Here is a 23564-nt window from a genome sequence, read left to right on the forward strand (position 1 = left end):
ACCTTGTCGGTCATCGCTGAGCCGCTCCCGTTGCAAGTTCCATGATCGCTTCCTGCCGCAGCGGCTCGCCCTCCGACGCCGTCACCTCGCCGGCAATGGTGCCGTCGCGCATCACCAGCACGCGGTCGGCGATGCCTATCACCTCCGGCAGTTCGCTGGAGATCATCAGGATGGCGATGCCTTTCTTGGCTAGGTTGTCGATCAGCCGATAGATTTCCGACTTGGCCCCGACATCGACGCCGCGGGTCGGCTCATCGAGGATGACGACCTGCGGCTCGGTTTCCAGCAGGCGGGCGAGCAGCACCTTCTGCTGGTTGCCGCCCGACAGCGAGCCGGCATTGGCCTGCACCGAGCTGGTGCGGATGGAGAGCTCTGACACCGCCTTGGCGGCGCGCTTTTCGGCAGCCGTGAAGTCGCGCAAACCGCCGGCCTTCGCGTCCTTTGCCAGCACGCCCATGCTGATATTGTCGGAGATCGACATGTCGAGAAACAGGCCAAGTTGCTTGCGGTCCTCGGTCAGGTAGGCGATGCCGGCATCGAGCGCCTCGCTCGGCGAACCGATGGATATCGGTTTGCCGCCGAGCTCCAGCATGCCTGATGTGTGCCTGTCGGCGCCGAAGATCAGCCGTGCCAGTTCGGTGCGGCCCGAGCCGACCAGGCCGGCCAGTGCCAGCACCTCGCCCTTGTGGAGGTCGAAGGAACAATTCTTTATGAGATTGCCGTCCGACATGCCGCGCACCGACAGCGCGATGGCGCGCTTGCTGTCCGGCGGACGGTGATCCTTCTTGTAGAACGTCGACAGATCGCGCCCGACCATCATCGATACCAGGCGCGAGGCGTTCAGGTCGGCGCGGTCGAGCGTGCCGACATAGCCGCTGTCGCGTAGCACGCTGACGCGGTCGGCGAGCTGGTAGACCTCTTCCATGCGGTGGCTGATGTAGATAATGGCGATGCCTTGCGACTTCAGCGTCGCGATCACGTCGAACAGCCGGTCGGTCTCACGCGAGGTCAGCGACGTGGTCGGCTCGTCCATGACGATGATGCGCGCATTGGTCGACAGCGCGCGGGCGATTTCCACCAGCTGTCGCTCGCCGAGCGACAGGCTTGCGACCGGAGTGCGCGCCGAGAAGGTCACGCCGAGCCGCGCGATGATCTCGCTGGCGCGCCGATTGCACTGCTCGCGGTCGACAACGCCGAACCGTCGCGGCTCGTTGCCGAGAAAAATGTTCTGCGCTACCGACAGATTAGGCGCCAGCGACAGCTCCTGATATATGACCGCAATGCCGGCGGCGCGCGCCTTGATCGGGTCGCCCGTCGCGGCCGGCACGCCGTCGATCAGGATTTCGCCGCCGGGGTCCGGCCGGTAGGCGCCGGACAGCACCTTCATCAGCGTCGACTTGCCGGCACCGTTTTCGCCCATCAGCGCGTGCAGCTCGCCGGCGTGAACGGTCAGCGACACATCGTGCAAGGCGCGGATCGCAGCGAACGTCTTGGAGATGTGGCGCATCTCCAGCACCGGCTGGCGCACCGTCTCGATCCGGGCGGCGGCGCTCATCGCGCACCTCCTGCAGCTGCGCTGGCCACAGCCCGGTCGGCGGCAAGGCCGCGCCAGTCGTTGCGATAGCCGGCAAAGCCGCTGAAACTTGCCGCATGCACCGCCTCCGGCGCTTCGGTGGCAAACTCGCGTCCGACGCTTTCGAAGGCAAGTGCGGCAGCACCGGTGGCGCTGCCCTCCAGCGTTGCGCCCTGCAGGAAAGCCTGCCCGGGCCGCAACTTTGCCAGCAACGCGGCAAGCAGCCCGCCATTGTTCAGGCCGCCGTCGACGATCACTGTGTTGTCCGAATGGATCAACTCGAGGCACAGATCGACCATCAGCGCGACATAGAGCAGCGCCATGGCCGCGCGTTCCTCGGCATTGGGCGTACGCCCGACCAGTTCGCCGCGGCGGTGCGGCATCGGGCCGCCGGGCGCGAAGCTCGGCAGCGCCATAATGCCGGCGTCGATCACCCGTTGTATCGATGACGGCGCGATTGCGCCCTGCCAGCCGGCGCTGATCGTGGCGAATTCGCGCCCGCCCATGAAGCGGACGGTTGGCACCGGGCCGCCATCGACATCGACATTGACCAGCATGTCGCGCTCGCCGTCGAGTGCGTCGAGCGGGCAGTCGGGATTGAGCACGACCACCCAGGTGCCGGTCGAGACCACGGTCACCGGCCCGAGCTGCTGCCGGCGGTAGGCATGGAGCGCGGCATTGCTGTCGTGGACGCCATTATGGATGGCGACTGGCTTCGCGGCCTGGCCGAAGCGCTGCTCGCCGATCACCGCGCCGGCGCGCTCGAAGGCGGGCATCTGGCCGCGCCAGCCCTCGGCATCGACCAGCGAGCTGAAATCGCGTTTGCGCGGCGCCCATAAATGCGAGTGGCAGCCAAGATACGACACTTCCGATACCGGCCGGCCGCCAAACCGCCAGCTCCAATATTGGGGGTAGCCGAGGATCGATCTCGCTGCGGCGAAGGCACCGGGCTCCACCTCGTTCAGCCACAACATGTGGCGGCCGTAGTTGAAGCCAAGCGGCAGGCGCGGCGAAAAGGTCTCGGCAAAATCCGGAATGCGGCGGTCGATCTGCGCGGCGATTTCAGCTGGCGGTTCCTGCTCGTAATCTAGGATCGGATGCGTCAGCGCGGCTTCGTCGACCAACGCGAAGGTGCAGCCATGGCCGGATACCATCAGCCCTTCCACGCCATGCGTGTCGACTGCAGCATCGATGGCGCGAGCCGCCCAGTCGTGCAGCGCTGGCTCGTCAAGCACGCTGAAGCCGCCTTTGTGGATCCAGCTCGGCTGGCTGCGGCGCTCGTCGAGGATCTGTCCGTCCTGGCCGAAGACGAACAGCTTCGAATTGGTCTTGCCGAAATCGAGGACGGCGATGTTCACTGGGCGCCTCCCGAGGAAGCCGCGATCCGCACCATGACGCCGGCATCTTCGAGCATGCGGGCATCTGTCTCGGACAGGCCGTCATCGGTGACCAGCGTGCCGATCCGCGACAGCGGCAGTGCCACATTGCGCGCGTGGATCGACAGTTTTCGGCTGTCGGCCAGCACGACGATCTGGTCGGCGCAGAGGCTGAGCTCGACGATCGAGCGGACCAGCAGCGGGTGCGATTCCAGAAGGCCTTCCTGGCCGATGCCTTGCGCGCCGAGAAAGAACTTCGAGGCGTAGAACGGCACCGTCTGCGTCAGCGAATGGATGATGCCCGGCTCGCGGTGCAGTTCGCCGCCGGCGACGGTGAGGCTGCAATGGCCGTGGTCGCTGAGATAGGCCGCGAGCGGCATCGAGTTGGTGTAGAGGCGGATGTTGCGGTCGGCGAGCTTGACGCCGAGATGGAAGCAGGTCGAACCGCCATGAACGATGACCGCGTCGCCGTCGCGCACCATGGTGGCGGCGAGAGCGGCGATCTGCCGCTTCGCCTCGACGGCGAGGTCGCGGTTCTCGTCATAGGGCCTGGCATAGGCGACGCCGGCTTGCGAAGCGCCATCGAGCGCCGAGATGCCGCCATAGACCTTGCGCGCTTCGCCGGCCTCGTCGATCTTGTCGATGTCGCGCCGCACCGTCGCCGCCGATACGCCAAGCCGCTCCTGCAGCTCGCGCACCGATGCGAAAGGCCGGTCCCGCAAAAGCTCGACAATCTGACGCTGGCGGCCGGAGTCGCTCAACCCTTACCTCCCAATGCGCTTGCCTCCCAAGCATTTTGCACGGCATTGCCGTTTTGCATGGCAATTGGTGCAACTTACTCAACGGCCCTCGGATTGCAAGCCTGATTTGACGCGATAACATCACTGTTGACGTAACTTACTCGCATCTGCGATACCAGCATGGGTCTTCGTCCCGGCACCGGGACGTCCAAAGCCGTGGCCGCGCGGCCGGATTGTAGAGGAATTTCGATGACGATCACTGCGGATGCGCAGGAACTGGCAGCGCTGCGGTCGCTTTCGGCCGCCATCGGCAGCGACCCGCATCTGACCCAGGCCGCCGGCGGCAACACCTCGCTGAAAGCCGGCGACACGCTCTGGATCAAGGCCTCCGGCACCTGGCTGAAGGACGCGCTCATCGCCGACATCATGGTGCCGGTCGGCATCCCGCCATTGCTCGACGCCATCGAACGGCGCGACCCGGCCGCCGAACAGCCGCAGGCCTTCACTGTCGACGCCCTCAACGCGCGCGGCTTGCGCCCGTCGATCGAGACCACCGTGCATGCGCTGATGCCGCAGCGCATCGTTCTGCATGTTCACTGCGTCGAGACCATTTCGCTGGCCGTGCAGGCCGACTGCGAGGCCGAGGCCGCCAGGCGGCTCAACGGCCATCAATGGGCGTATATTCCCTATCGCCGGCCGGGACTGCCGCTCGCGCAGGGTATCGCCGAGCGCCTTCGGCCAGGCGTGGATATCCTGATCCTCGGCAATCACGGCCTGGTCGTTGCAGCCGAGACCGTCGCCGCGGCCGACATGCTGCTGCGGCGCGTGACACGACTGTTGGCGCGGCCGCCGCGCCAGGTGGCGGAACCGGACATCGCGGCATTGACGGCGCGCGCCGGCGACAGCGACTACAGATTGCCGGCGGACGTTGAGGCGCATGCGGTGGCGATCGACCCTGAAAGCTGCCGCATGGCTTCGGGTGGCAGCCTCTACCCCGACCACGTCATCTTTCTCGGCGAAGGCTCGGTCGTGGCGAGACCGGACGAGGGTGTGAAGCGCGTCATCGAGCGCTGCGGCGCCGCACCCGTGGCGATCCTGTTTCCTGGACTCGGCGTGTTGATGCGCGGCGACGCCGGCGCCGGTGCCGACGCCATGCAGCGCTGCCTTTCCGACGTGACGGCGCGGATCGATGTCTCGGCGAAGCTGAATTATCTGACAGCGGCGGAGAATGACGAGCTGATCAACTGGGACGCCGAAAAATATCGCCAGAAACTCAATGCCGGAGGCAGCTGACATGTCGCGTTCGTCTGGCCCGCTTGCCATCGGCATCGACATCGGCACATCCGGCGCGCGCGCCGTCGCCATGCGTCCGGACTTTTCCGTTGCCGCGCATTCCGCTATTGCCCTCGAGCGATTTGGGCCGAACGGCCGTGACCCCGCAATATGGTGGGAGGCGGTCGGCGCGACGTTGGCGGAACTGCTCAAATGTATCGATCGCGCGGCAGTGCGCTCGATCGCCGTCGACGGTACGTCGGGCACGCTGCTGCCGGTCGACGGCGCCGGGCGGCCGCTGGCCGAACCGCTGATGTACAACGACAAGGTCGCTGACGACACTATCCTGACAGCAATAGCCGACGCGGCACCGGCAACGAGCGCTGCACTCGGGGCGACCTCCGGTCTCGCCAAGGCGCTGTCTTTCCAGCACCTGCCCGGCGTCGCCACTGTGCTGCACCAGGCAGACTGGATCGCCGGACAGTTTTCCGGCCGCTTCGATGTCAGCGACGAGAACAATGCCCTGAAGACCGGCTACGACGTCGGGGCCAGGCGCTGGCCGGACTGGATCGCGGCGACCGGCGTGCGCATGGAATTCCTGCCCCGCGTCGTGCGGCCGGGCGATGTCACGGACACGCTCACCGCCAGCGCCGCGAAAATGTTCGGCCTGCCGCGCGACGTGGTCGTGGTCGCCGGCACGACCGATGGCTGTGCGTCGTTCCTGGCAACCGGCGCGACGGCGGCGGGCGACGGCGTCACTGTGCTCGGCTCGTCGCTGACCATCAAGATCCTCTCCGACCGGCCGATCTCGGCGCCGCAATTCGGCATCTACAGCCATCGGCTGGGTGACACCTACCTGGCGGGCGGCGCCTCGAACTCCGGCGGCAAGGTGCTGGCCCAGCATTTCCCCGTCGCCCGCATTGTCGAACTCAGCAAAAAAATCGACCCGGCGACGAAGACCGGCCTCGATTATTACCCGCTGCCGGCGCCGGGCGAACGCTTCCCCATAGCCGATCCGGCGCTGCCGCCGCGCCTCGAGCCGCGGCCCGCCGACGACGCCGACTATCTGAAAGCGATGTTCGAGGGTATTGCGGCGATCGAAGCGCTCGGCTATCGCCGGCTTGCCGAACTCGGCGCCCCCCGGCTGACATCGGTCAGGAGCGTCGGCGGCGGTGCGGCCAATCCGGCCTGGACAGCGATCCGGCAGCGCAAGCTTGGCGTCGCTCTGGTGCCGGCTCTTTCGGAGGAGGCCGCTGCCGGCACGGCGCGGCTGGCGCTGATGGGCGCAAGCGCAGCGGGGCTTTTATGACGGCCAAGGCAATTCAACACCTCGACGGCATCGCCGCGCTGACCGACCGCTATCAGGTGTTCCTGCTCGACCAATTTGGTGTGCTGCACGACGGCACCAGCGCCTATCCAGGTGCTGTCGACGCGTTGTCGGCACTCAAGCGCGCCGGCAAGACCATCGTACTGATCTCGAATTCCGGCAAGCGGGCGCAACCCAATGAGCGCCGCCTGCTGAAGCTCGGCTTCGAACCGGGAAGCTGGGATCACTTTGTCTCCTCCGGCGAGGTGGCGTGGCGCTCTTTCCACCAAATGGCAGCATCCGGAGCCCTGCGCCCGCAGACAAAATGCCTGCTGATCCGCCGCGACAATGACCGTTCGGCTGTCGACGGCCTGCCCTTCGTCCTGGCCAAGGACGGCGACGATGCCGAACTGGTGCTGATTTCCGCCAGCGAGGGCGATCGCTACGACCTCGACCATTATCGCCGGCTTCTTGGTCCGGCGGCGGCGCGGCGGGTGCCATGCTTCTGCACCAATCCCGACAAGATCATGCTGACTGCCGTCGGCCCTCGCTTCGGCGCCGGCCGGCTCGCCGATCTCTATGAGAGCCTCGGCGGCAGCGTGGTGCGCATTGGCAAGCCCAATCCGCAGATATTCGAGGCAGCGCTGGCACTGGCGGGCCACCCGGAGCGCGACAGCGTGGTCTGCGTCGGCGACAGCGTCGAGCACGACATCGCCGGCGGCAACGGCGTCGGTGTCGCGACGACGCTGGTCCTGTCGGGCATATTGGCGGGGGCGCCTGACCTGGAGGACGTTTTCGCCACGCTGAACGCCCGTCCCGACTACATCGCGGATAGCTTCAGGTTTCGCTGAGGCGAGACAAAGCTAATCCAGGTTGAAACGCCCGATCACCGGCACATGGTCCGAGGGCCGTTCCCAGCCGCGCGCCGGCCGCAGGATTTCATAGCCGGCAAAATGCGGCACCAGGTTTGGCGACGACCAGACATGGTCGAGGCGGCGGCCGCGATTTGAGGCCTGCCAATCCTGGGCGCGATAGCTCCACCAGGTGTAGAGTTTCTCCTCGTAAGGCACATTGAGCCGCATCAGGTCGATCCAGTCGCCGGCGAGCCGCATTGCCTCGAAGTTTTCCGTCTCGACCGGCGTATGGCTGACGACATTGAGGAGCTGCTTGTGCGACCAGACATCGTGCTCGAGCGGCGCGATGTTGAGGTCGCCGACCAGGATCGAGCCGGAGTGCTCGTCATGCTCGGCCCGCACGGCGTTCATCTCGGCAACGAAATCGAGCTTGTGCTTGAACTTGCGGTTGACGGCCGGGTCGGGCTCGTCGCCGCCGGCCGGAACGTAGAAATTGTGCAGCAGGATCGTTTTGCCGCCGGCGTTGACGGTGACCGACAGATGCCGGCTGTCGTCGATCTCGCAGAAGCGGCGCTTTTCGACCACCTCGATCGGCCGCCGCGCTATGGTGGCAACGCCGTGATAGCCCTTCTGGCCATGGAAGGCGATGTGCTCGTAGCCGAGCTTGCGGAACGCCTTCTCCGGAAACAATTCGTCCGGAACCTTGGTTTCCTGCAGGCAGAGCACGTCCGGCGCATGCTCGACCAGCAGGCGCTCGACGATCGGCATGCGCAGCCGGACGGAGTTGATGTTCCAGGTAGCGACGGAAAACGGCATGTGGGGTTCCACGCAAGATCCGCCGGATGGCTCCGCCGGAAGTCAATCGCGGAAACTACTGCCAGCCGCGCACCGCAAAAACAAGCCGCCCGCACCAACGCGGGAAAAGCTATCCCGCAGCAGTAGGAAGTTACCGCGTCTTGGTGTTCAGCTCGCGGTTCGCCGTATAGTCGATGGCGAAGGTGTCGGGGGCGAAGCTGACGCCCTCCTTGGTGTTGAAGATCATCACCGTCGTGTCCTTGCCTTGCGCATCGGTGATGGTCCACTGCCGCAATTCATAAGATTTCGGATCGAACATCATGGTGATCTTCGAATTGCCGAACACCGATTTGTCGGCAAGCTGGATGGTGGTGAGATCGTCCTCTTCCTTGACGCTTCTGACGCGCCCGCCCGACAGATCGATCTTGTCGTCGAGCAGCAGCTTCAGCGGCGTCTTCGACAGCGGATAGAGGTCGGACGTCCGCAGCTTCTTGTTGAGGATGACCACCGACTTGCCGTCGGAAATCACCCTGAAATTCGAGGCGCCGTCATAATTGAAGCGGATCTTGCCCGGCCGTTCCAGAAAGAACTTGCCGCCGGTCTGCTCGCCCTTGGGTCCGAACTGCACGAACTCGCCGCTCATCGATTTGACCGAGGAGAAATGATCGGCGATCTTCTGCGCCGTCGCCGGAACCGCTGCTTGCGCCGACGCCAGCAGCTGGAAGCCGGGCACGACATTGGCGGCCGCCGCACCGGCCAGGACCAGGCCGAGGCCGAGCACCTGCCGGCGGGTTGGGGCGAAATCCCTGCTTGGGGCGAGAGTTGCGTTTTTCATGCCGGTCACCATCATCTGATTGCTTGCTCGTTATATTGGTCTGACCCCCCAGTTGGGCTTAAGTTTGGCGGGCCGCACGGCGCCCGTCGTTGCAACGCGCCAAAAGGTTCAAAGTTGCCGGCGCGGACGCGCTCTAGAACTTGTCGTCCTCCGTCGGCACCAGGATTTCGCGTTTTCCGGCATGGTTGGCCGGGCCGACAATGCCTTCCTTCTCCATCTTCTCGATGATCGAGGCGGCGCGGTTGTAGCCGATGCCGAGCCGGCGCTGGATGTAGCTGGTCGAGGCCTTGCCGTCGCGCAGCACCACCGCGACCGCCTGGTCGTAGGGATCGTCGGAATCCTCGAAATTACCGCCGTCGCCGCCGCCACTGCCTTTGCCCGTCGGCTCATCGTCATCCTTGTCGTCGTCCTCGGTGATGGCGTCGAGGTATTCCGGCACGCCCTGCAATTTCAGATGCGCGACAATCTTCTCCACCTCGTCGTCGGAGACGAAGGGACCGTGCACGCGCTGGATGCGGCCGCCGCCGGCCATGTAGAGCATGTCGCCCATGCCGAGCAGCTGTTCGGCGCCCTGCTCGCCCAGGATGGTGCGGCTGTCGATCTTCGATGTCACCTGGAAGGAGATGCGGGTCGGGAAATTCGCCTTGATGGTGCCGGTGATGACATCGACCGACGGCCGCTGCGTCGCCATGATGACATGGATGCCAGCGGCGCGCGCCATCTGCGCCAGGCGCTGCACTGCGCCTTCGATGTCCTTGCCGGCGACCATCATCAAATCGGCCATCTCGTCGATGATGACGACGATGTAGGGCATCGGCTCGAGGTCGAGGTTCTCCGTCTCGTAGATCGCCTCGCCGGTTTGGCGGTCGAAGCCGGTCTGCACGGTGCGCGAGATCCTTTCGCCCTTTTTCTCGGCCTGCTGCACGCGCGCGTTGAAGCCGTCGATGTTGCGGACGCCGACCTTGGACATCTTGCGGTAGCGGTCCTCCATCTCCCGCACGGTCCATTTCAGCGCCACCACCGCCTTCTTCGGATCGGTGACGACCGGCGTCAGAAGATGCGGAATGCCGTCATAGACCGAGAGCTCCAGCATCTTTGGATCGATCATGATCAGCCGGCAGTCCTGCGGCGTCAGCCGGTAGAGCAGCGACAGGATCATGGTGTTGATGGCGACGGACTTGCCCGAGCCGGTGGTGCCGGCGACCAACACGTGCGGCATCTTGGCGATGTCGACGATCACCGCCTCGCCATTGATGGTCTTGCCCAGCGCCAGCGCCAGCTTGGCCTTGGTGGTTTCGAAATCGCGGCTGGCCATGATCTCGCGCAAATAAACCGTCTCGCGCCTGGCGTTCGGCAATTCGATGCCGATCGCGTTGCGGCCGGGCACCACGGCGACACGGCAGGCGATGGCGCTCATCGAGCGGGCGATGTCGTCGGACAGGCCGATGACCCGCGACGATTTGATGCCGGGCGCCGGTTCCAGCTCGTAGAGCGTGACGACCGGACCTGGACGCACATGGATGATTTCGCCCTTGACGCCGAAATCCTCCAGCACGCCCTCGAGCAGGCGGGCGTTCTGCTCCAGCGCGTCCTTGGACAGGCTGGCGTCGCGCACCACGTTCTTTGGTTCCGACAGGAAGTGCAGCGACGGCATCTCGAATTTTTCCGAGCCGATCAGCGAAGTCTGCGCCTCGCGCTGGACGCGGGCGCCGGGGGCCGGCCGCGGCGCCGGCGCCTCGACGCGTGTCGCCGCGTCGGAGCGGAAGTTCTGCACCTTGGCCGTCGGCGCGGCGCGGCGCTGGCCGGCCGGCTCGGGCGCGAAATCCATGTCGTCGTCATTGTCGTCGTTATCGAAGACGTCGGCATCGTCAGGGTCGATCGAGGCACTGCGGTCGTTGACCATGGCGGCGAAGAATTCCGGCTCGACGCGGGCGCGCCCGCCCGGGCTCATCCGCGCCTCGGCGAACTCGGCCGATTCGACCCGTTCGGCCGCCCGCCGCCAGGCGCTGGGGCGCGGTTCCATCTCCGGCTCGAAATCGTCGCGCTCGCGGCGGCGCGCGGCGCGGCGGCGCAGATAGGCCCGCAGCGACAGCCACCAGTGGGTGATGGCGCCAAGCGCCAATATACCTTCGTCGCCCTCGTCCTCTTCATTGTCGAAAAGCAGGTCGTCCTGCGGATCGGGCACTGCAGGCTGTTCGAGGACGGCAAAGCCGTTCTTGCGCGAAATCAGCGCCGAACCATACAAGAATACCCACAGCGCCGGCGCTGCCAGGAGCACGGCGAGCACGCTGGCGACGAGGCCGGTCGGATAGCCGCCGATGACCAGGCCCGGGACATTGAGCACCATGTCGCCGAAGACGCCGCCGAGGCCGGTCGGCAGCGGCCAGGTCTTGGGCGGCACCACGCAGCCGGCAATTGCCGCGCCAAGCAGCGAAAACCCGAACCAGGCCAGTGCCCGTTTCGGCAGCCGGTCGACGCCGCGCGCGGTAAACAGCAGAAATCCCCAGATCACCGCCGGCACCAGCGCCGCAACGGCGGCAAGTCCGAAGAACTGCATGGCAATGTCGGAAAAGACGGCGCCGGCATAACCCATTGCATTGGTGACGATATTGTCGGTGGCGTGCGAAAAGCTCGGATCGGCGACGTTCCAGGTGGCAAGGGCGGCGACGCCGAAACCAACCAGAGCAAACAGCCCGGCACCGACCAGCCGCCCGACCTGGCGCCTCGCGAACGACCGGATGCCGTGCTCCGTATCGGCCAGCGCAAGCGGTGCTGAAGCCCCTGAACGCATGCTTTTCCTCGTCTGTCGTTGCCCGGCCGGGCGCGGACGCGCAACACGGCAGATTCGGCTGTCAGACTAGCGGCGGGAAGGTTAAGGGCGCATTAACCATGGGCATTCTGCGTCACCGGAACGGGCGACCGCCACCACAGTTCGGAGCGTTGCGGCCGCTGTTTCACGCCGCCGGCGGATCGAGCCACCTTGATCAAGCGATTGTATGATCGAGCCATAACGGCCGCCTGCACACAAAAAAGAGGCCCGGAAGGTTTCCGGGCCTCAAGGCGTGAGCCCTTTCGGGAGCATCACGACGGGATCTTCCCGGCACCGGCAAAACGCCGGTGCCAGCCGATAAACCTCACGGCACCACTTCGCCGTGCTGGCTGATGTCGAGGCCTTCGACCTCTTCCTGGGTGGAAGGACGCAGGCCGACCAGCGCCTTGACGATATAGAGGATCACGAAGCTCGCGATCGCCGTCCACAGGATGGTGAAGACGATACCGTAGAGCTGCTTGCCGACAGAGGCACCCGAGCCAAGGCTGTTGATCGCCGGATCGGCGAGCACGCCGGTCAGCAATGCACCGATGATGCCGCCGATGCCGTGCACGCCGAATGCATCGAGCGAGTCGTCATAGCCGAACGCGTGCTTGAGCTTGACGGCCGAGACGTAGCAGAGCACGCCGGCGACGATGCCGACGATGAAGGCGCCGGTCGGATTGACGAAACCGGAAGCCGGCGTCACCGCGACCAGGCCGGCGACGGCGCCCGAGATGATGCCAAGCACGCTCGGCTTCTTGGCGACGATCCATTCGGCGAACATCCAGGCGAGCGCCGCAGCGGCAGCGGCAACCTGGGTGTTCAGCATCGCGGCACCGGCAAGGCCGTCGGCGGCCAGTTCCGAGCCGGCGTTGAAGCCGAACCAGCCGACCCACAGCAGCGAAGCGCCGATGACGGAGTAGACGAGGTTGTGCGGCGCCATGTTGGTGGTGCCGTAGCCTTCACGTTTGCCGAGAACCAGCGCGCAGACCAGGCCGGCAACGCCGGCGTTGATGTGAACGACCGTGCCGCCGGCGAAATCGAGAACGCCGGCTGTGCCGAGGAAGCCGCCGCCCCACACCCAGTGCGCGATCGGGGCGTAGACCACCAGCAGCCACGCGCCCATGAAGATGAGCAGCGCCGAGAACTTCATGCGTTCGGCGAAGGCGCCGGCAATCAGCGCCGGCGTAATGATGGCGAAGGTCATCTGGAACATCGAGAAGACGAACTCAGGAATGTTCGCCACGCCCGGCAGCCACAGCGAGGAGGTGGTGATGCCGTTGTGGAAGAACTTCGAGAAGCCGCCGAGATAGGCATTCATGCCGCCGCCATCCGAGAAGGCCAGCGAGTAGCCGAACATGAACCACAGCACCGTCACCAGGCAGGTGATGGCAAAGCTCTGCATGATGGTGGCGAGCACGTTCTTTTTGCGCACCATGCCGCCATAAAACAGCGCCAGGCCCGGTACGGTCATCATCAGCACCAGCGCCGTCGAGGTCAGCATCCAGGCTGTGTTGCCGGTGTCGAGCGCGGGCGCAGGGGCTGCCGGTGCCGCCGGTGCCGCTTCCTGCGCGAACGCAGCAACCGTGCCCAGTGCAGCGAGAGCGAGCGAACTTAAAACGGCCGCGCGTCCCGTTATCTTCAAGGTAGAAGGAATATTCATTGAACTCTCCATTGGAATACGTATCCGCAGCTCAAAGCGCGTCGGTGTCTGTTTCGCCGGTGCGAATGCGCACCGCCTGGTCGATGCCGAAAACGAAGATCTTGCCGTCGCCGATCTGGCCGGTCTTGGCCGCCGCGGTGATGGCTTCGACGGCCCTGTCGACCATGTCGACAGCGACCGCGACTTCGATCTTGATCTTCGGCAGGAAGCTGACCGCGTATTCCGCCCCGCGATAGATTTCCGTGTGACCCTTCTGACGTCCGTAGCCTTTTACTTCGGTGACGGTCAGGCCCTGGATGCCGACTGCGGTGAGCGCCTCGCGCACCTCGTCGAGCTTGAACGGCTTTATGATTGCCATCACGATCTTCATAAGGTTTCACCCTTTGCTGTTGCGGGTCCCCGCGTTTGCACGACTTCGCCGATCCCCATGAGAGCCGGAGAGTGCCCGCTAGGATTCAAGCTCCGTGCCAATTGCCGAAGCAGGGTGTTAAGCTGTTGTTAAACAACGAAATCGAGAAGGTCTGGCAGCTGCCTGTTCACAGGCGCGGCAGTGCATATGCTTAAAAAATAGGCAAATTTCGAAAAATGCCTACTCCGCAGGCGGCCGCTTCAGCCGGATGAGTCCTTCTTGGGCAACCGAGGCGATCAAGGTGCCGTCGCGGGCAAACAGCGAGCCGCGGGTAAAGCCACGCGATCCTTGCGTCGACGGACTGTCTTGCGTGTACAGCATCCAGTCGTCGAGCGGATGGCTGCGGTGGAACCACATGGCGTGGTCGAGGCTGGCTGCCTGGATATCACGATCGAAAATGGCGCGGCCATGAGCAAAGGTCGAGGTGTCGAGCAGCGTCATATCCGAGAGGTAAGCGAGCACGGCCGCCTGCGTGGCGCGGTCGGCCGGCACCGGGCCGGTGGTGCGGATCCAGATGTTCTGCTTCGGCTCGAGTTTTTCCCGGCTGGTATAATGCTTCAGCATCACCGGCTTCATCTCGATCGGCCGGTCGCGCTCCCAATAGCGCTTGATGCCGTCGGGCACGGCTTCGCCGAACTTGCCCAGCAATTCGCGCTGCGACAGCAACGTGTCGGGCGCCGGCACGTCCTGCGGCATCGGCACCTGATGTTCCAGGCCGACCTCATCCTGCTGGAACGAGGCTTCCAGCGAAAAGATCGCCTGGCCGTGCTGGATCGCCACGACGCGGCGCGTGGTGAAGGACCCGCCGTCACGGATGCGGTCGACCTCGTAGATGATAGGCACCTTGGTGTCGCCCGGCCGCATGAAATAGCCATGCAGCGAATGCACGTGGCGCTCGGGCTCGACCGTTCGCTGCGCGGCGACCAGCGCCTGGGCGATGGTCTGGCCGCCGAAGATGCGCTGCCAATCGAGCTTGGGGCTGCGACCACGATACAGGTTGTGTTCCAGCTGCTCGAGGTCGAGAATGCCGAGAAGCTCGTCCATGGCTGCCGTCATCTTGACCTCGCCGCAAAATTACCATGGCGGTTTCCGACAGGAACAGCGGGCAGTCAAGGGCGGAATGCCCGGCGACAGTCAGGCTGCGAAAGGAATTGCCATGCTCGACAGCAAGAATTCGCTCGACGTTCTGGTCGCCGGCGCCGGTTATGTCGGCCTGGCCGCCGCCGTGTCGCTGAAGCAGGCGCGGCCGAGCCTCGCCGTCGCCGTCGTCGATGCAGCACCCGCCAGGGTCTGGCAGAAGGACGGCCGCGCCTCGGCGATTGCCGCCGCCGCGTGCCGCATGCTCGACCAGCTCGGCGTCTGGAACGAGATCGCGCCGGGGGCGCAGGCGATCACCGAAATGATCGTCACCGATTCGCGCACATCCGATCCGGTCCGCCCGGTGTTCCTCACCTTCGACGGCGAGGTCGCGCCCGGCGAACCCTTTGCGCATATGGTCGCCAACAAGGATTTGAACGGCGCCTTGCGCCGGCGCGCCGAACAACTCGGCATCGGCATCATCGAAGGCGTCGCCGTCAGCGCCTTCGACATCAACGGCGCCGGCATCACCGTGCATCTTGCCGACGGCGCGACGCTGAAGGCGCGGCTGCTGGTTGCCGCCGACGGCGTCAATTCGAAGCTGCGCGACATGGCCGGCATCAAGACGGTGAAATGGGAGTATGGCCAGTCCGGCATCGTCTGCACGGTGGCGCACGAGCGGCCGCACAACGGCCGCGCCGAAGAGCATTTCCTCCCCGCAGGCCCGTTTGCCACGCTGCCACTCAAGCCGGGCAAGGACGGCACCAACCGCTCGTCGATCGTCTGGGTCGAACGGTCGCAGGATGCCGAGAAACTGGTCAGTGGCGACACGCTGGTCCTGGAATATGAGCTCGAGCAGCGCTTTGGCCTGAAACTCGGCGAAATCCATCTCGCCGACAAGCCGCGTGCCTGGCCGCTCGGGCTGATCATTGCGCGCGCCTTCGTCGCGCCGCGCATCGCCTTGGCCGGCGACGCCGCCCACGGCATCCACCCGATCGCCGGCCAGGGTCTCAATCTCGGCTTCAAGGACGTGGCGGCGCTGGCCGAAGTGGTGGTCGAGGCCGACCGGCTCGGCCAGGACATCGGCGCGCTCGACGTGCTCGAGCGCTACCAGCAATGGCGGCGTTTCGACACGGTGCAGATGGGCATCACCACCGATGTGCTGAACCGGATGTTTTCCAACGATTTCGGCCCGCTGCGCACTTTGCGCGACATCGGCCTCGGCCTCGTCGAGCGCATGCCCCGGCTGAAGGGGTTTTTCATCCGCCAGGCGTCGGGTCTGTCCGGCGACACGCCGAAATTGTTGAAGGGCGAGGCGATCTAAACAGGCCCTGAAGCTTCCCCAACTTCGTCATCCCTGGGCGTAGCGACGCGAAGCGGAGAGAAGACCCAGGATGACGAAGCGATCAGGCGTCTCGGCTTAATCGCCATGCGGTCTGCCGAATTTCGTATCAGGGGACTTAGTTGACCTCGAAGCCCAGCTTCTGGCGCAGCCGCAGCATGCGCTGGTCGGGAATCTGCAGGTTTTGTCCGCCGGCTTCCGCCGCACGGCTGACCATCCGCAGCAGATCGCTCCTTTCGACCGCGTCGAGCCGTTCGCGCAGGAACGGTGCCAGCTTGTCGATGACGACCGTGGCGTCGTCGATTTGCGATGCCGCCCATTTGGCGTAGATCACCGCTTCATCGGTCTGTTTTTTGTCGGCAATCTCCGAGATCACCGATCGAATGGCAGCTTCGCGTTGCGGCAGCGCAGGACCATGTTCGGAAACGATGGCGGTGATCAGCGTCGCGGCGGCGACGACCGGATCGTCGATCGCTGTCAGCGGCGAGAGCGCCGCCTGCTTGCGCAGTTTCTTGCGGCGGACGTTGCCCTGGACGCGGCCAACCACGTCGGCAACCTCACGCGCCGCGTCGTTCATGATCTTCAGCCGGTACCACCAGAACGCCGCCGCCCCCAGCAGGCCGATTGCAGCAATCAATATATGCATGCCCAAGATCCCCCAATCTCGGGCGACGATAGGAGAAGTATTGCTTCGCTTCAACACGCAAAAGTTGCGCCGATTGAAGAAAACGACAGCCTGCGCCAGTCGTTGGTCGCCACCGCTCCGCGGAGGAACTTATCGAGACATCTCTATGACCCGGGCACCTTGTAGATCGCCCGCACCTCGATCGTGCCGATTTCGGCGAGCGGAATCTCGCCCGCGATCCCCAGCGCCTCGTCGAGGCTCTCGGCCTCGATCATGACGAAACCGAGCAACTGCTCCTTGGTTTCGGCGAAGGGGCCGTCGGTGACCAGCCGCTTGCCCTTGCGCCTGCGAACGGTTTTCGACGTTTTCACCGATTGCAGCGCCTGCGCGATGATCAGCATCCCGCGTTGGTCCAATGACCGGTCATGGGCCATCGAATCGGCGTCGAGCTTGGCCAGCCTCTCGGGGGTCATTGCGTAGAGATCTTTTTCTTCACCATAGACCAGGCAAACATACTTCATTTTTATCTCCATTCCTGGCTTGAAGCCGAAGACGAGGCTACGGAAATCTCCGCGGAGCCCTTGCCTGCCGCAGAATCGAGACCGGCCGCAGCATAGTCGAGAAGAGATACCGCAATCCCAATGATGGCAATCGCCGCAAGCAGTCGGCCGAAGCCGGAAGGCTGCAGGCGCGACCAGTCGGCTTGTTGTTCACCGGCCCTGTGGCCGGTGCTTGTCCAGTGAGCAGAAAACAGATTGTTCATGTGGTCCTCCATCCGGCCACCAAGTCCATGGCCGCCCGCAGGACGGCCGGGACAGATGGAAGTCGACATTTTTGCACGCATATTTTTTTCGAATTTTTTTCGCTCGACATGATGTGTCACGCCGCCGCCGATACGAAAGCGTGGGTGGCCTTCGCTCCCGCGCGCGCTATAGTCGACTGGGTGCCGATCACGGGCTCAGCCACGACAATCAAGGAGGAATTGATGGACCGCACCGCCAACGCCGTTTGGAAAGGCAGTTTCAAGGAAGGCAAGGGCACACTCGAAACCCAGAGCGGGGTGCTGAAGGGCACACCCTATTCGGCCAAGACGCGTTTCGAGGATGAAAGCGGCAAATCCGGCACAAACCCGGAAGAGCTGATCGCCGCCGCCCATGCCGGCTGCTACGCCATGCAGCTTTCGCATTTTCTCGCCGAGAACGGCACTCCGGCTGCCGAGCTCGACGCCAAGGCCGTGGTAACGCTGGTCCCCGGCACCGGCATCACCGGCAGCGCGATCACGCTGGTCGGCAAGGTACCGGGCATTGATGCCGCCAAGTTCAAGGAATTGGCCGAGAAGGCCAAGGCCGAATGCCCGGTCTCGAAAGCGCTCGGCGCCATCAAAGTATCGCTCGACGCCAGGCTCGGGTGAGAGCTGGTCTGCGAAGCGGGCGATCCTTCGCGCCCCCTCTCGAATGATTATTGGCTTTTTTCGCCAACGAGCGCGTCGAGGCGGGCGCGCAATGCCGCGACCTCCTCCTCGAGGGCCCGCACGCGCATTTCCATATCCGACGCCGGCGAGGACGACTGCAGGGGTGCTGCGGCAGCCGACAGCTGCGGCGGCCCGCTGAGCAGATGGACGTAGCGATCCTCGCGCTGGCCTGGGCCGCGATCGATCTGCTGCACCAGCGGTGGCCGGCGGCCGATCAGCAGATCGAGATTGCCGCGAAGCTCGTCGATCGACGGCAGCCGCGCCATGCGCTCGCTTCGCGCCAGCAATTCATAGGCCGTCTGCGGGCCGCGCAGCAGCAACAGGCCGAGCAGCGCGATCTGCGCCGAGGTCAGGGAAAAGCGCTGCGCCACCACATGCTCGTAGCGCTCGACGCGCGACGCGAACACTTGCCTGACGAGGCCCTTCTGCTCCAGCTGGCCAAGCGCCCGCCTGACCTCGGCAAGCTCGACCGACATTACCGGCTCGCGCGCCGTCTTCTGGTTGGCCGCCGCATGTGCCGCATTGAGCGTCAGCGGATAGACGTCCGGCGTCAGCTCCTTCTTCTCGATCAGGCAGCCCAGCACGCGGGCTTCGATGGGAGAGAGGATGGGAAGGTCGGAATCGGTCATAAGTTTGCTATCCTTTCGAACTCGGCGGGACAGCGCCCCCCTCTGTCCTGCCGGACATCTCCCCCTCTAGTGGGGAGATTGGCTGTCATCACCGCTTCGCCACTTTTCAAGGCTGCAGAAAGGGCGCTGTCCTCCAAGCTGCTAATCTCCCCCCTTGAGGGGGAGATGTCCGGCAGGACAGAGGGGGCGCGAAGGATCGCTGCGGACGAGACGATCTCGGCTGCAACCCACCCGCCGCCTAAACCCGTCGCTCCACCATCATCTTCTTGATCTCGGCGATCGCCTTCGCCGGGTTGAGCCCCTTGGGGCAAGTCTGGGCGCAGTTCATGATGGTGTGGCAGCGATAGAGCCGGAACGGGTCTTCGAGATTGTCGAGCCGCTCGCCCGTCGCCTCGTCCCTGGAATCGATCAGCCAGCGATAGGCCTGCAGCAGCGTCGCCGGGCCGAGATAGCGCTCGCCGTTCCACCAGTAGCTCGGGCAGGAGGTCGAGCAGCAGGCGCACAATATGCACTCGTAGAGCCCGTCGAGCTTTTCGCGATCCTCATGGCTCTGCAGCCATTCCTTGGCCGGCTCGGGCGACACCGTCTTCAGCCACGGCTCGATCGAGGCGTGCTGGGCGTAGAAAGTGGTGAGGTCGGGCACCAGGTCCTTGACCACTTGCATGTGCGGCAGCGGATAGACCTTGATCGCGCCGGAAATGTCGTCGCAGCCCTTGGTGCAGGCCAGCGTGTTCGACCCGTCGATGTTCATGGCGCACGAGCCGCAGATGCCCTCGCGGCAGGAGCGGCGCAGCGTCAGCGTCGGGTCGATCTTGTTCTTGATCCAGAGCAGCGCGTCGAGCACCATCGGCCCGCAATCGTCCATGTCGACGAAATACGTATCCATGCGCGGGTTCTCGTCATCGTCCGGCGACCAGCGGTAGATGCGGTATTCGCGCAGATTGGTCGCGCCCTCCGGCTTCGGCCAGGTTTTTCCGGCCATGATCTTCGAGTTTTTCGGAAGCGTGAGTTCGACCATTACCTCAGGTCCTTTCGGATGACGAGCTTCAGCCCGGACCAGATCTCGTTCACGGCGGCGACCTTGACGTCGACGAGGTCGAGCTTCAGCGCCTCTGTGCGGATAACGTCCTCGGTGACGTCGGTCGGCACTTTCGATGCCTTCTTCGGCCATGACACCCAGACCATGCCGTCCCGCTTGATCGCCGCTTCGACGTCGCCTAGACGGTCCTCGATCTCGATACGCTGCCGGGTGAAAGCATGTACGGCATCGTATTTCTCATGAACGCCCGAAATCGCCGACCAGTTGGCCAGCCGGTCGAGCTCGGCAAAATCCACGGCTTCGGTCAAATCCTCGAGTTCGGCCGGCAAGGCGACGAAAGCGGCAATCATCCCGTCCTTCAGGCCGAGCTTGGCCGGAAGGGGCGTGCCGGAATATCCCGCAACCGCCAGCAGTCTCATCTCAATACACCCTGGCCTTTGGCGCGATCTTGGCCGGGTTGATGCCGCCGTCTGCTTCCCTAAGCAGCGTCTCGGTGTGCACCGGCCGGTAGGTGAGCGCCACCTCGCCGGCCTCGTTGAGCCGAGCCAGCGTATGCTTGCGCCAGTTGGCGTCGTCGCGGGCCGAAAAGTCCTCCCGCGCGTGCGCGCCGCGGCTTTCCTTGCGCGCCTCGGCGCCGTAGACGGTGGTGATGGCGTTGGCCATCAGGTTTTCCAGCTCCAGCGTCTCGACCAGGTCGGAGTTCCAGATCATCGAGCGGTCAAACACCTTGACGTCGCCGAGTTCACCCCAGATCTGCGAAATGCGCCTGCAGCCGCTTTCCAGCGAGTCCTGGGTGCGGAACACCGCCGCGTCCTCCTGCATCGCCTTCTGCATCTTTTCGCGCAAAACCGCTGTCGGCGTCGAGCCGTTGGCGTGACGCAGCCGGTCGAAGCGGTCCATGATCTTTTCGACGGCGGCCTCGTTGGGCGAAGGGATCGCCGATGTGCGGTCGATCACCTGGCCGGCCCGGATTGCCGCCGCACGGCCGAACACCACCAGGTCGATCAGCGAGTTGGAGCCCAGCCGGTTAGCACCGTGCACCGAGGCGCAGCCGGCTTCGCCGACCGCCATCAGCCCGGGCGACACCTGGTCCGGATTCGACGCCGTCGGGTTCAGCACCTCGCCCCAGTAATTGGTCGGCACGCCGCCCATATTGTAGTGGACCGTCGGCAGCACCGGGATCGGCTCCTTGGTCAGGTCGACGCCGGCAAAGATCTTTGCCGATTCCGAAATACCCGGAAGCCTCTCGTGCAGAACGGCCGGGTCGAGATGGTCGAGATGCAGGAAAATGTGATCCTTCTTCGGGCCGACGCCGCGGCCCTCGCGGATTTCCAGCGTCATGCAGCGCGAGACCACGTCGCGCGAAGCCAGATCCTTGGCTGACGGCGCGTAGCGCTCCATGAAGCGCTCGCCCTCGGAATTGACGAGATAGCCGCCCTCGCCGCGCGCGCCCTCGGTGATCAGGCAGCCGGCGCCGTATATGCCGGTCGGGTGGAACTGCACGAACTCCATATCCTGCAGCGGCAGGCTTGCGCGTGCGGCCATGCCGCCGCCATCGCCGGTGCAGGTATGCGCCGAGGTGGCCGAGAAATAGGCGCGGCCATAGCCGCCGGTCGCCAACACCACCATCTTGGCCGAAAAGCGGTGGATGGTGCCGTCGTCGAGGTTCCAGGCGACCACGCCGGTGCAGGTGCCGTCCGGCTCCGTGATCAGGTCGAGCGCGAAATACTCGATGAAGAACTGCGCATTGTGCTTCAGCGACTGGCCGTAGAGCGTGTGCAGCATGGCGTGGCCGGTGCGGTCGGCGGCCGCACAGGTGCGCTGCACCGGCGGCCCCTCGCCGAAATTCATCATCATGCCGCCGAACGGCCGCTGGTAGATTTTCCCGTCCTCGGTGCGGCTGAAGGGAACGCCGTAGTGCTCGAGCTCGTAGACCGCCGCCGGCGCTTCGCGCACCATGTATTCTTGAGCGTCGGTGTCGCCCAGCCAATCTGAGCCTTTGACGGTGTCGAAGAGATGCCACTGCCAGTTGTCGGGCCCCATATTGGCGAGCGAGGCGGCGATGCCGCCCTGCGCCGCAACCGTATGCGAGCGCGTCGGGAACACTTTGGTGATGCAGGCGGTGCGCAGGCCTTGCTCGGCCATGCCGAGCGCGGCGCGCAGGCCGGCGCCGCCGGCGCCGACGACCACGACGTCGAATTTGTGATCGACATAGCTATAGGCGGAAGCCGTGTTGGCGTTCTTCGCGTCCTTGGCCAAAAAATCAGCCTCCAAATGCCAGTTTAAGCAGGGCGAAGACCGAAGCGACGCCGACGACTACGGGAAAGAATGTGTTGAGGGCAAGCAGCGCCAGCCTGGTGCCTTCGCCATGCACATAGTCTTCGATGATCGCCTGCATGCCGAGCCGCATGTGGTAGAGCACCGACAACAGCACCAGCGCCAGCACCAGTGCAACGAACGGATTGGCAAGTGCGGCGCGCACCTCGAGATAGCTGGCGCCGTTGAGTGCGATCAGGAAGCCGACGAAGAACAGGACCAGCGGGATGTTGGAGATCGCCGTCAGCCGCTGGCGCCAGAAATGGCCGGTGCCCTCGCGGGCGGAACCGAGGCCGCGGACCTTGGCCAGCGGCGTGCGCATGTCGGTGTTCTTGCCGTTCATGTCAGGCTCCCCGCGCCATGTAGCCGGCGATCCAGATCAGCAGCGTCAGCGTGACCGAGCCGGCAAGCGTCGCCCAGGCGATCCTCGATGCCGTATGCTTTTCCAGCCCTGCCCCAGTGTCCCAGATAAGATGGCGCACACCGCCCAGCATGTGGTGCATCAGCGCCCAGCTGTAGCCGAACAGCACCAGCCGTCCCAGCCACGAGCCGAAGGCCCAGTTTACGGCGTTGAAGGTCGCCTCCGAGCTCGCCGCCGCCATCAGCCACAGCGCGACCAGCAGCGTGCCGAAATAGAGCGCCCCGCCGGTGATGCGGTGGACGATCGACATCGTCATGGTGATCGGCGGCCGATAGACGGTCAGATGCGGCGAAAGCGGCCGTTCACGCCTGGCAAATTCGCGGGTGGCTGGTGATTTGCTCATGGCTCCCCCAGTTCGGCGTCTCTGGAGCCTCAGGTGGGAATGCGGCATTACCGCTTCCGGTTGCGACTTCGGACAGCCGGTTTCTAATGCTCTTTTTGCACCGCGTCAAAGCCGGAAAACCGTTTCGAAAACGTAATTTAGTCTGATGAAAGCCAGGCTTTCAGCTTCAATCGATTAGGGCTGTCGCCTTGCGCCGGCACAATGTCGCCGCACTGCAAAATATGGCTGGCGCAAGGGGCGGATCAGCGCTTGCAGGCCAGCGGTGGTGCACCGCCCTTCATCACCAGCGCCTCACGCCCATCGATCACGATTGCGTCATGCGCCTCGCCGTAACGGCTGGTCTGATTGGCCGGTGAGGCCGGCAGCTCGGCGCTGGCGCCGTTCTGGCCGAGGACGCGCACCGACGTGCCGAGATTCTCGATGGTCATCACGCTGCCGTCGGCGCAGTTGTAAGTAGCTGTGCGCGGCTGCGGTGCCGTCGGTTCGCTAGCAGCCGGAGCAAGCGACACGGAAGCGGCGGCCGTGTTGCCGAGCTTGGGCGCGCTGGTCTGCGGCGCGCAGGCGGCTGCAGCCAGCAGCGGCGGAATGGCCAGCGCCATCCGAAACGTGCGGCGTAATCTCATGCTGCTTTCCCCGCGCATCGAGCCCGCCGCGATGCTCCGGCAA

General features: G+C 64.7%; 24 protein-coding genes. 5 read left to right on the forward strand and 19 right to left on the reverse strand.

The window, feature by feature from the left end; genetic code table 11:
- Nucleotides 1-10: 10 nt before the first annotated feature.
- The 3 genes from NKJ15_RS25880 to NKJ15_RS25890 are packed head-to-tail and all read right to left on the reverse strand — an operon-like array spanning nucleotide 11 to nucleotide 3710.
- The gene (locus tag NKJ15_RS25880) at nucleotides 11-1555 is read right to left on the reverse strand and encodes a sugar ABC transporter ATP-binding protein (RefSeq protein ID WP_352818383.1); all 1545 of its coding nucleotides are present in this window, start codon (nucleotides 1553-1555) and stop codon (nucleotides 11-13) included.
- The gene (locus NKJ15_RS25885) at nucleotides 1552-2931 is read right to left on the reverse strand and encodes an FGGY-family carbohydrate kinase (RefSeq protein ID WP_352818385.1); all 1380 of its coding nucleotides are present in this window, start codon (nucleotides 2929-2931) and stop codon (nucleotides 1552-1554) included. The genes NKJ15_RS25880 and NKJ15_RS25885 overlap by 4 nt, the downstream gene beginning before the upstream one ends.
- Nucleotides 2928-3710, reverse strand: a complete 783-nt coding sequence (locus NKJ15_RS25890) for a DeoR/GlpR family DNA-binding transcription regulator (RefSeq protein ID WP_023680486.1) — start codon at nucleotides 3708-3710, stop codon at nucleotides 2928-2930. Before NKJ15_RS25890 ends, NKJ15_RS25885 begins: the two co-directional genes overlap by 4 nt.
- A 228-nt stretch (nucleotides 3711-3938) precedes the next feature.
- Between NKJ15_RS25890 and NKJ15_RS25895 the strand changes: the two genes are divergently transcribed.
- From NKJ15_RS25895 to NKJ15_RS25905, 3 genes are read left to right on the forward strand one after another with little or no spacing between them, the layout of a single operon-like run.
- Complete coding sequence (locus tag NKJ15_RS25895; RefSeq protein ID WP_352818388.1) at nucleotides 3939-4982, forward strand: class II aldolase/adducin family protein; 1044 nt, start codon at nucleotides 3939-3941, stop codon at nucleotides 4980-4982.
- 1 nt (nucleotide 4983) lies between these two features.
- On the forward strand, nucleotides 4984-6270 hold the full coding sequence (locus NKJ15_RS25900) for an FGGY-family carbohydrate kinase (protein WP_352615433.1): 1287 nt from the start codon (nucleotides 4984-4986) through the stop codon (nucleotides 6268-6270).
- A complete protein-coding gene (locus tag NKJ15_RS25905) occupies nucleotides 6267-7118 on the forward strand; it encodes a TIGR01459 family HAD-type hydrolase (protein ID WP_352818389.1) in 852 nt (283 codons plus the stop codon). The genes NKJ15_RS25900 and NKJ15_RS25905 overlap by 4 nt, the downstream gene beginning before the upstream one ends.
- Nucleotides 7119-7130: 12 nt before the next feature.
- Here the strand turns inward: NKJ15_RS25905 and NKJ15_RS25910 are convergent, their stop codons facing one another.
- The 6 genes from NKJ15_RS25910 to tesB all read right to left on the reverse strand — a co-directional run bounded on the left by NKJ15_RS25910 (nucleotide 7131) and on the right by tesB (nucleotide 14691).
- Nucleotides 7131-7937 carry an exodeoxyribonuclease III gene (locus NKJ15_RS25910; protein ID WP_352818392.1) on the reverse strand — a complete coding sequence of 269 codons (807 nt, stop codon included), beginning with the start codon at nucleotides 7935-7937 and terminating at the stop codon, nucleotides 7131-7133.
- Nucleotides 7938-8067: 130 nt separating this feature from the next.
- The gene (locus NKJ15_RS25915; RefSeq protein WP_352818395.1) at nucleotides 8068-8751 is read right to left on the reverse strand and encodes an outer membrane lipoprotein carrier protein LolA; all 684 of its coding nucleotides are present in this window, start codon (nucleotides 8749-8751) and stop codon (nucleotides 8068-8070) included.
- Nucleotides 8752-8884: 133 nt separating this feature from the next.
- Nucleotides 8885-11542, reverse strand: coding sequence for an FtsK/SpoIIIE family DNA translocase (locus NKJ15_RS25920; RefSeq protein WP_352818397.1), 2658 nt, complete (start codon nucleotides 11540-11542; stop codon nucleotides 8885-8887).
- A gap of 343 nt (nucleotides 11543-11885) precedes the next feature.
- Entirely contained in the window at nucleotides 11886-13208 is a 1323-nt protein-coding gene (locus NKJ15_RS25925; RefSeq protein WP_502893763.1) for an ammonium transporter, read from the reverse strand.
- 49 nt (nucleotides 13209-13257) lie between these two features.
- Nucleotides 13258-13596, reverse strand: a complete 339-nt coding sequence (locus NKJ15_RS25930) for a P-II family nitrogen regulator (RefSeq protein WP_254817816.1) — start codon at nucleotides 13594-13596, stop codon at nucleotides 13258-13260.
- 219 nt (nucleotides 13597-13815) lie between these two features.
- Entirely contained in the window at nucleotides 13816-14691 is an 876-nt protein-coding gene (tesB, locus tag NKJ15_RS25935; protein ID WP_031212697.1) for an acyl-CoA thioesterase II, read from the reverse strand.
- A gap of 100 nt (nucleotides 14692-14791) precedes the next feature.
- Between tesB and NKJ15_RS25940 the strand changes: the two genes are divergently transcribed.
- Nucleotides 14792-16036 carry a ubiquinone biosynthesis hydroxylase gene (locus NKJ15_RS25940; protein WP_352818429.1) on the forward strand — a complete coding sequence of 415 codons (1245 nt, stop codon included), beginning with the start codon at nucleotides 14792-14794 and terminating at the stop codon, nucleotides 16034-16036.
- Between the two features lie 136 nt (nucleotides 16037-16172).
- Here the strand turns inward: NKJ15_RS25940 and NKJ15_RS25945 are convergent, their stop codons facing one another.
- The 3 genes from NKJ15_RS25945 to NKJ15_RS25955 form a co-directional block, all read right to left on the reverse strand.
- Entirely contained in the window at nucleotides 16173-16700 is a 528-nt protein-coding gene (locus NKJ15_RS25945) for a hypothetical protein (protein WP_352818400.1), read from the reverse strand.
- 143 nt (nucleotides 16701-16843) lie between these two features.
- The gene (locus NKJ15_RS25950; RefSeq protein ID WP_352470787.1) at nucleotides 16844-17200 is read right to left on the reverse strand and encodes a YciI family protein; all 357 of its coding nucleotides are present in this window, start codon (nucleotides 17198-17200) and stop codon (nucleotides 16844-16846) included.
- Between the two features lie 2 nt (nucleotides 17201-17202).
- Nucleotides 17203-17442: a hypothetical protein gene (locus tag NKJ15_RS25955; protein ID WP_352450153.1), complete on the reverse strand. Its 240-nt coding sequence runs from the start codon at nucleotides 17440-17442 to the stop codon at nucleotides 17203-17205.
- 222 nt (nucleotides 17443-17664) lie between these two features.
- Between NKJ15_RS25955 and NKJ15_RS25960 the strand changes: the two genes are divergently transcribed.
- A complete protein-coding gene (locus NKJ15_RS25960; RefSeq protein WP_352470788.1) occupies nucleotides 17665-18090 on the forward strand; it encodes an OsmC family protein in 426 nt (141 codons plus the stop codon).
- Nucleotides 18091-18137: 47 nt separating this feature from the next.
- Here NKJ15_RS25960 and NKJ15_RS25965 read toward each other — a convergent pair whose 3' ends face one another.
- The 7 genes from NKJ15_RS25965 to NKJ15_RS25995 all read right to left on the reverse strand — a co-directional run bounded on the left by NKJ15_RS25965 (nucleotide 18138) and on the right by NKJ15_RS25995 (nucleotide 23521).
- Complete coding sequence (locus tag NKJ15_RS25965) at nucleotides 18138-18779, reverse strand: YceH family protein (RefSeq protein ID WP_352818403.1); 642 nt, start codon at nucleotides 18777-18779, stop codon at nucleotides 18138-18140.
- A 238-nt stretch (nucleotides 18780-19017) separates the two neighbouring features.
- Nucleotides 19018-19797 carry a succinate dehydrogenase iron-sulfur subunit gene (locus NKJ15_RS25970; protein WP_352817311.1) on the reverse strand — a complete coding sequence of 260 codons (780 nt, stop codon included), beginning with the start codon at nucleotides 19795-19797 and terminating at the stop codon, nucleotides 19018-19020.
- Nucleotides 19797-20237: a DUF3052 family protein gene (locus NKJ15_RS25975; protein WP_352685320.1), complete on the reverse strand. Its 441-nt coding sequence runs from the start codon at nucleotides 20235-20237 to the stop codon at nucleotides 19797-19799. Before NKJ15_RS25975 ends, NKJ15_RS25970 begins: the two co-directional genes overlap by 1 nt.
- A gap of 1 nt (nucleotide 20238) precedes the next feature.
- Nucleotides 20239-22077: a succinate dehydrogenase flavoprotein subunit gene (sdhA, locus tag NKJ15_RS25980; RefSeq protein ID WP_352818406.1), complete on the reverse strand. Its 1839-nt coding sequence runs from the start codon at nucleotides 22075-22077 to the stop codon at nucleotides 20239-20241.
- A gap of 4 nt (nucleotides 22078-22081) precedes the next feature.
- A complete protein-coding gene (gene sdhD / locus NKJ15_RS25985) occupies nucleotides 22082-22477 on the reverse strand; it encodes a succinate dehydrogenase, hydrophobic membrane anchor protein (protein WP_292663226.1) in 396 nt (131 codons plus the stop codon).
- A gap of 1 nt (nucleotide 22478) precedes the next feature.
- Nucleotides 22479-22898: a succinate dehydrogenase, cytochrome b556 subunit gene (gene sdhC / locus NKJ15_RS25990; protein ID WP_292663224.1), complete on the reverse strand. Its 420-nt coding sequence runs from the start codon at nucleotides 22896-22898 to the stop codon at nucleotides 22479-22481.
- A 242-nt stretch (nucleotides 22899-23140) separates the two neighbouring features.
- Complete coding sequence (locus NKJ15_RS25995) at nucleotides 23141-23521, reverse strand: hypothetical protein (RefSeq protein WP_352470792.1); 381 nt, start codon at nucleotides 23519-23521, stop codon at nucleotides 23141-23143.
- Nucleotides 23522-23564 lie beyond the last annotated feature (43 nt).

It is taken from the genome of Mesorhizobium sp. M0207 (genome assembly GCF_040321995.1).
GTDB lineage: Bacteria > Pseudomonadota > Alphaproteobacteria > Rhizobiales > Rhizobiaceae > Mesorhizobium.

Bases quoted from the DNA above. Each gene is read 5' to 3' on its own strand.
- NKJ15_RS25955 (WP_352450153.1), bottom strand. From the start codon at position 17,442: ATGAACAATCTGTTTTCTGCTCACTGGACAAGCACCGGCCACAGGGCC.
- NKJ15_RS25995 (WP_352470792.1), bottom strand. From the start codon at position 23,521: ATGAGATTACGCCGCACGTTTCGGATGGCGCTGGCCATTCCGCCGCTG.
- NKJ15_RS25900 (WP_352615433.1), top strand. From the start codon at position 4,984: ATGTCGCGTTCGTCTGGCCCGCTTGCCATCGGCATCGACATCGGCACA.
- sdhC (WP_292663224.1), bottom strand. From the start codon at position 22,898: ATGAGCAAATCACCAGCCACCCGCGAATTTGCCAGGCGTGAACGGCCG.
- NKJ15_RS25920 (WP_352818397.1), bottom strand. From the start codon at position 11,542: ATGCGTTCAGGGGCTTCAGCACCGCTTGCGCTGGCCGATACGGAGCAC.
- NKJ15_RS25910 (WP_352818392.1), bottom strand. From the start codon at position 7,937: ATGCCGTTTTCCGTCGCTACCTGGAACATCAACTCCGTCCGGCTGCGC.
- sdhD (WP_292663226.1), bottom strand. From the start codon at position 22,477: ATGAACGGCAAGAACACCGACATGCGCACGCCGCTGGCCAAGGTCCGC.
- NKJ15_RS25950 (WP_352470787.1), bottom strand. From the start codon at position 17,200: ATGAAGTATGTTTGCCTGGTCTATGGTGAAGAAAAAGATCTCTACGCA.
- tesB (WP_031212697.1), bottom strand. From the start codon at position 14,691: ATGACGGCAGCCATGGACGAGCTTCTCGGCATTCTCGACCTCGAGCAG.
- NKJ15_RS25905 (WP_352818389.1), top strand. From the start codon at position 6,267: ATGACGGCCAAGGCAATTCAACACCTCGACGGCATCGCCGCGCTGACC.
- NKJ15_RS25880 (WP_352818383.1), bottom strand. From the start codon at position 1,555: ATGAGCGCCGCCGCCCGGATCGAGACGGTGCGCCAGCCGGTGCTGGAG.
- NKJ15_RS25960 (WP_352470788.1), top strand. From the start codon at position 17,665: ATGGACCGCACCGCCAACGCCGTTTGGAAAGGCAGTTTCAAGGAAGGC.
- NKJ15_RS25895 (WP_352818388.1), top strand. From the start codon at position 3,939: ATGACGATCACTGCGGATGCGCAGGAACTGGCAGCGCTGCGGTCGCTT.
- NKJ15_RS25930 (WP_254817816.1), bottom strand. From the start codon at position 13,596: ATGAAGATCGTGATGGCAATCATAAAGCCGTTCAAGCTCGACGAGGTG.
- NKJ15_RS25975 (WP_352685320.1), bottom strand. From the start codon at position 20,237: ATGAGACTGCTGGCGGTTGCGGGATATTCCGGCACGCCCCTTCCGGCC.
- NKJ15_RS25945 (WP_352818400.1), bottom strand. From the start codon at position 16,700: ATGCATATATTGATTGCTGCAATCGGCCTGCTGGGGGCGGCGGCGTTC.
- NKJ15_RS25970 (WP_352817311.1), bottom strand. From the start codon at position 19,797: ATGGTCGAACTCACGCTTCCGAAAAACTCGAAGATCATGGCCGGAAAA.
- NKJ15_RS25940 (WP_352818429.1), top strand. From the start codon at position 14,792: ATGCTCGACAGCAAGAATTCGCTCGACGTTCTGGTCGCCGGCGCCGGT.
- NKJ15_RS25965 (WP_352818403.1), bottom strand. From the start codon at position 18,779: ATGACCGATTCCGACCTTCCCATCCTCTCTCCCATCGAAGCCCGCGTG.
- NKJ15_RS25915 (WP_352818395.1), bottom strand. From the start codon at position 8,751: ATGAAAAACGCAACTCTCGCCCCAAGCAGGGATTTCGCCCCAACCCGC.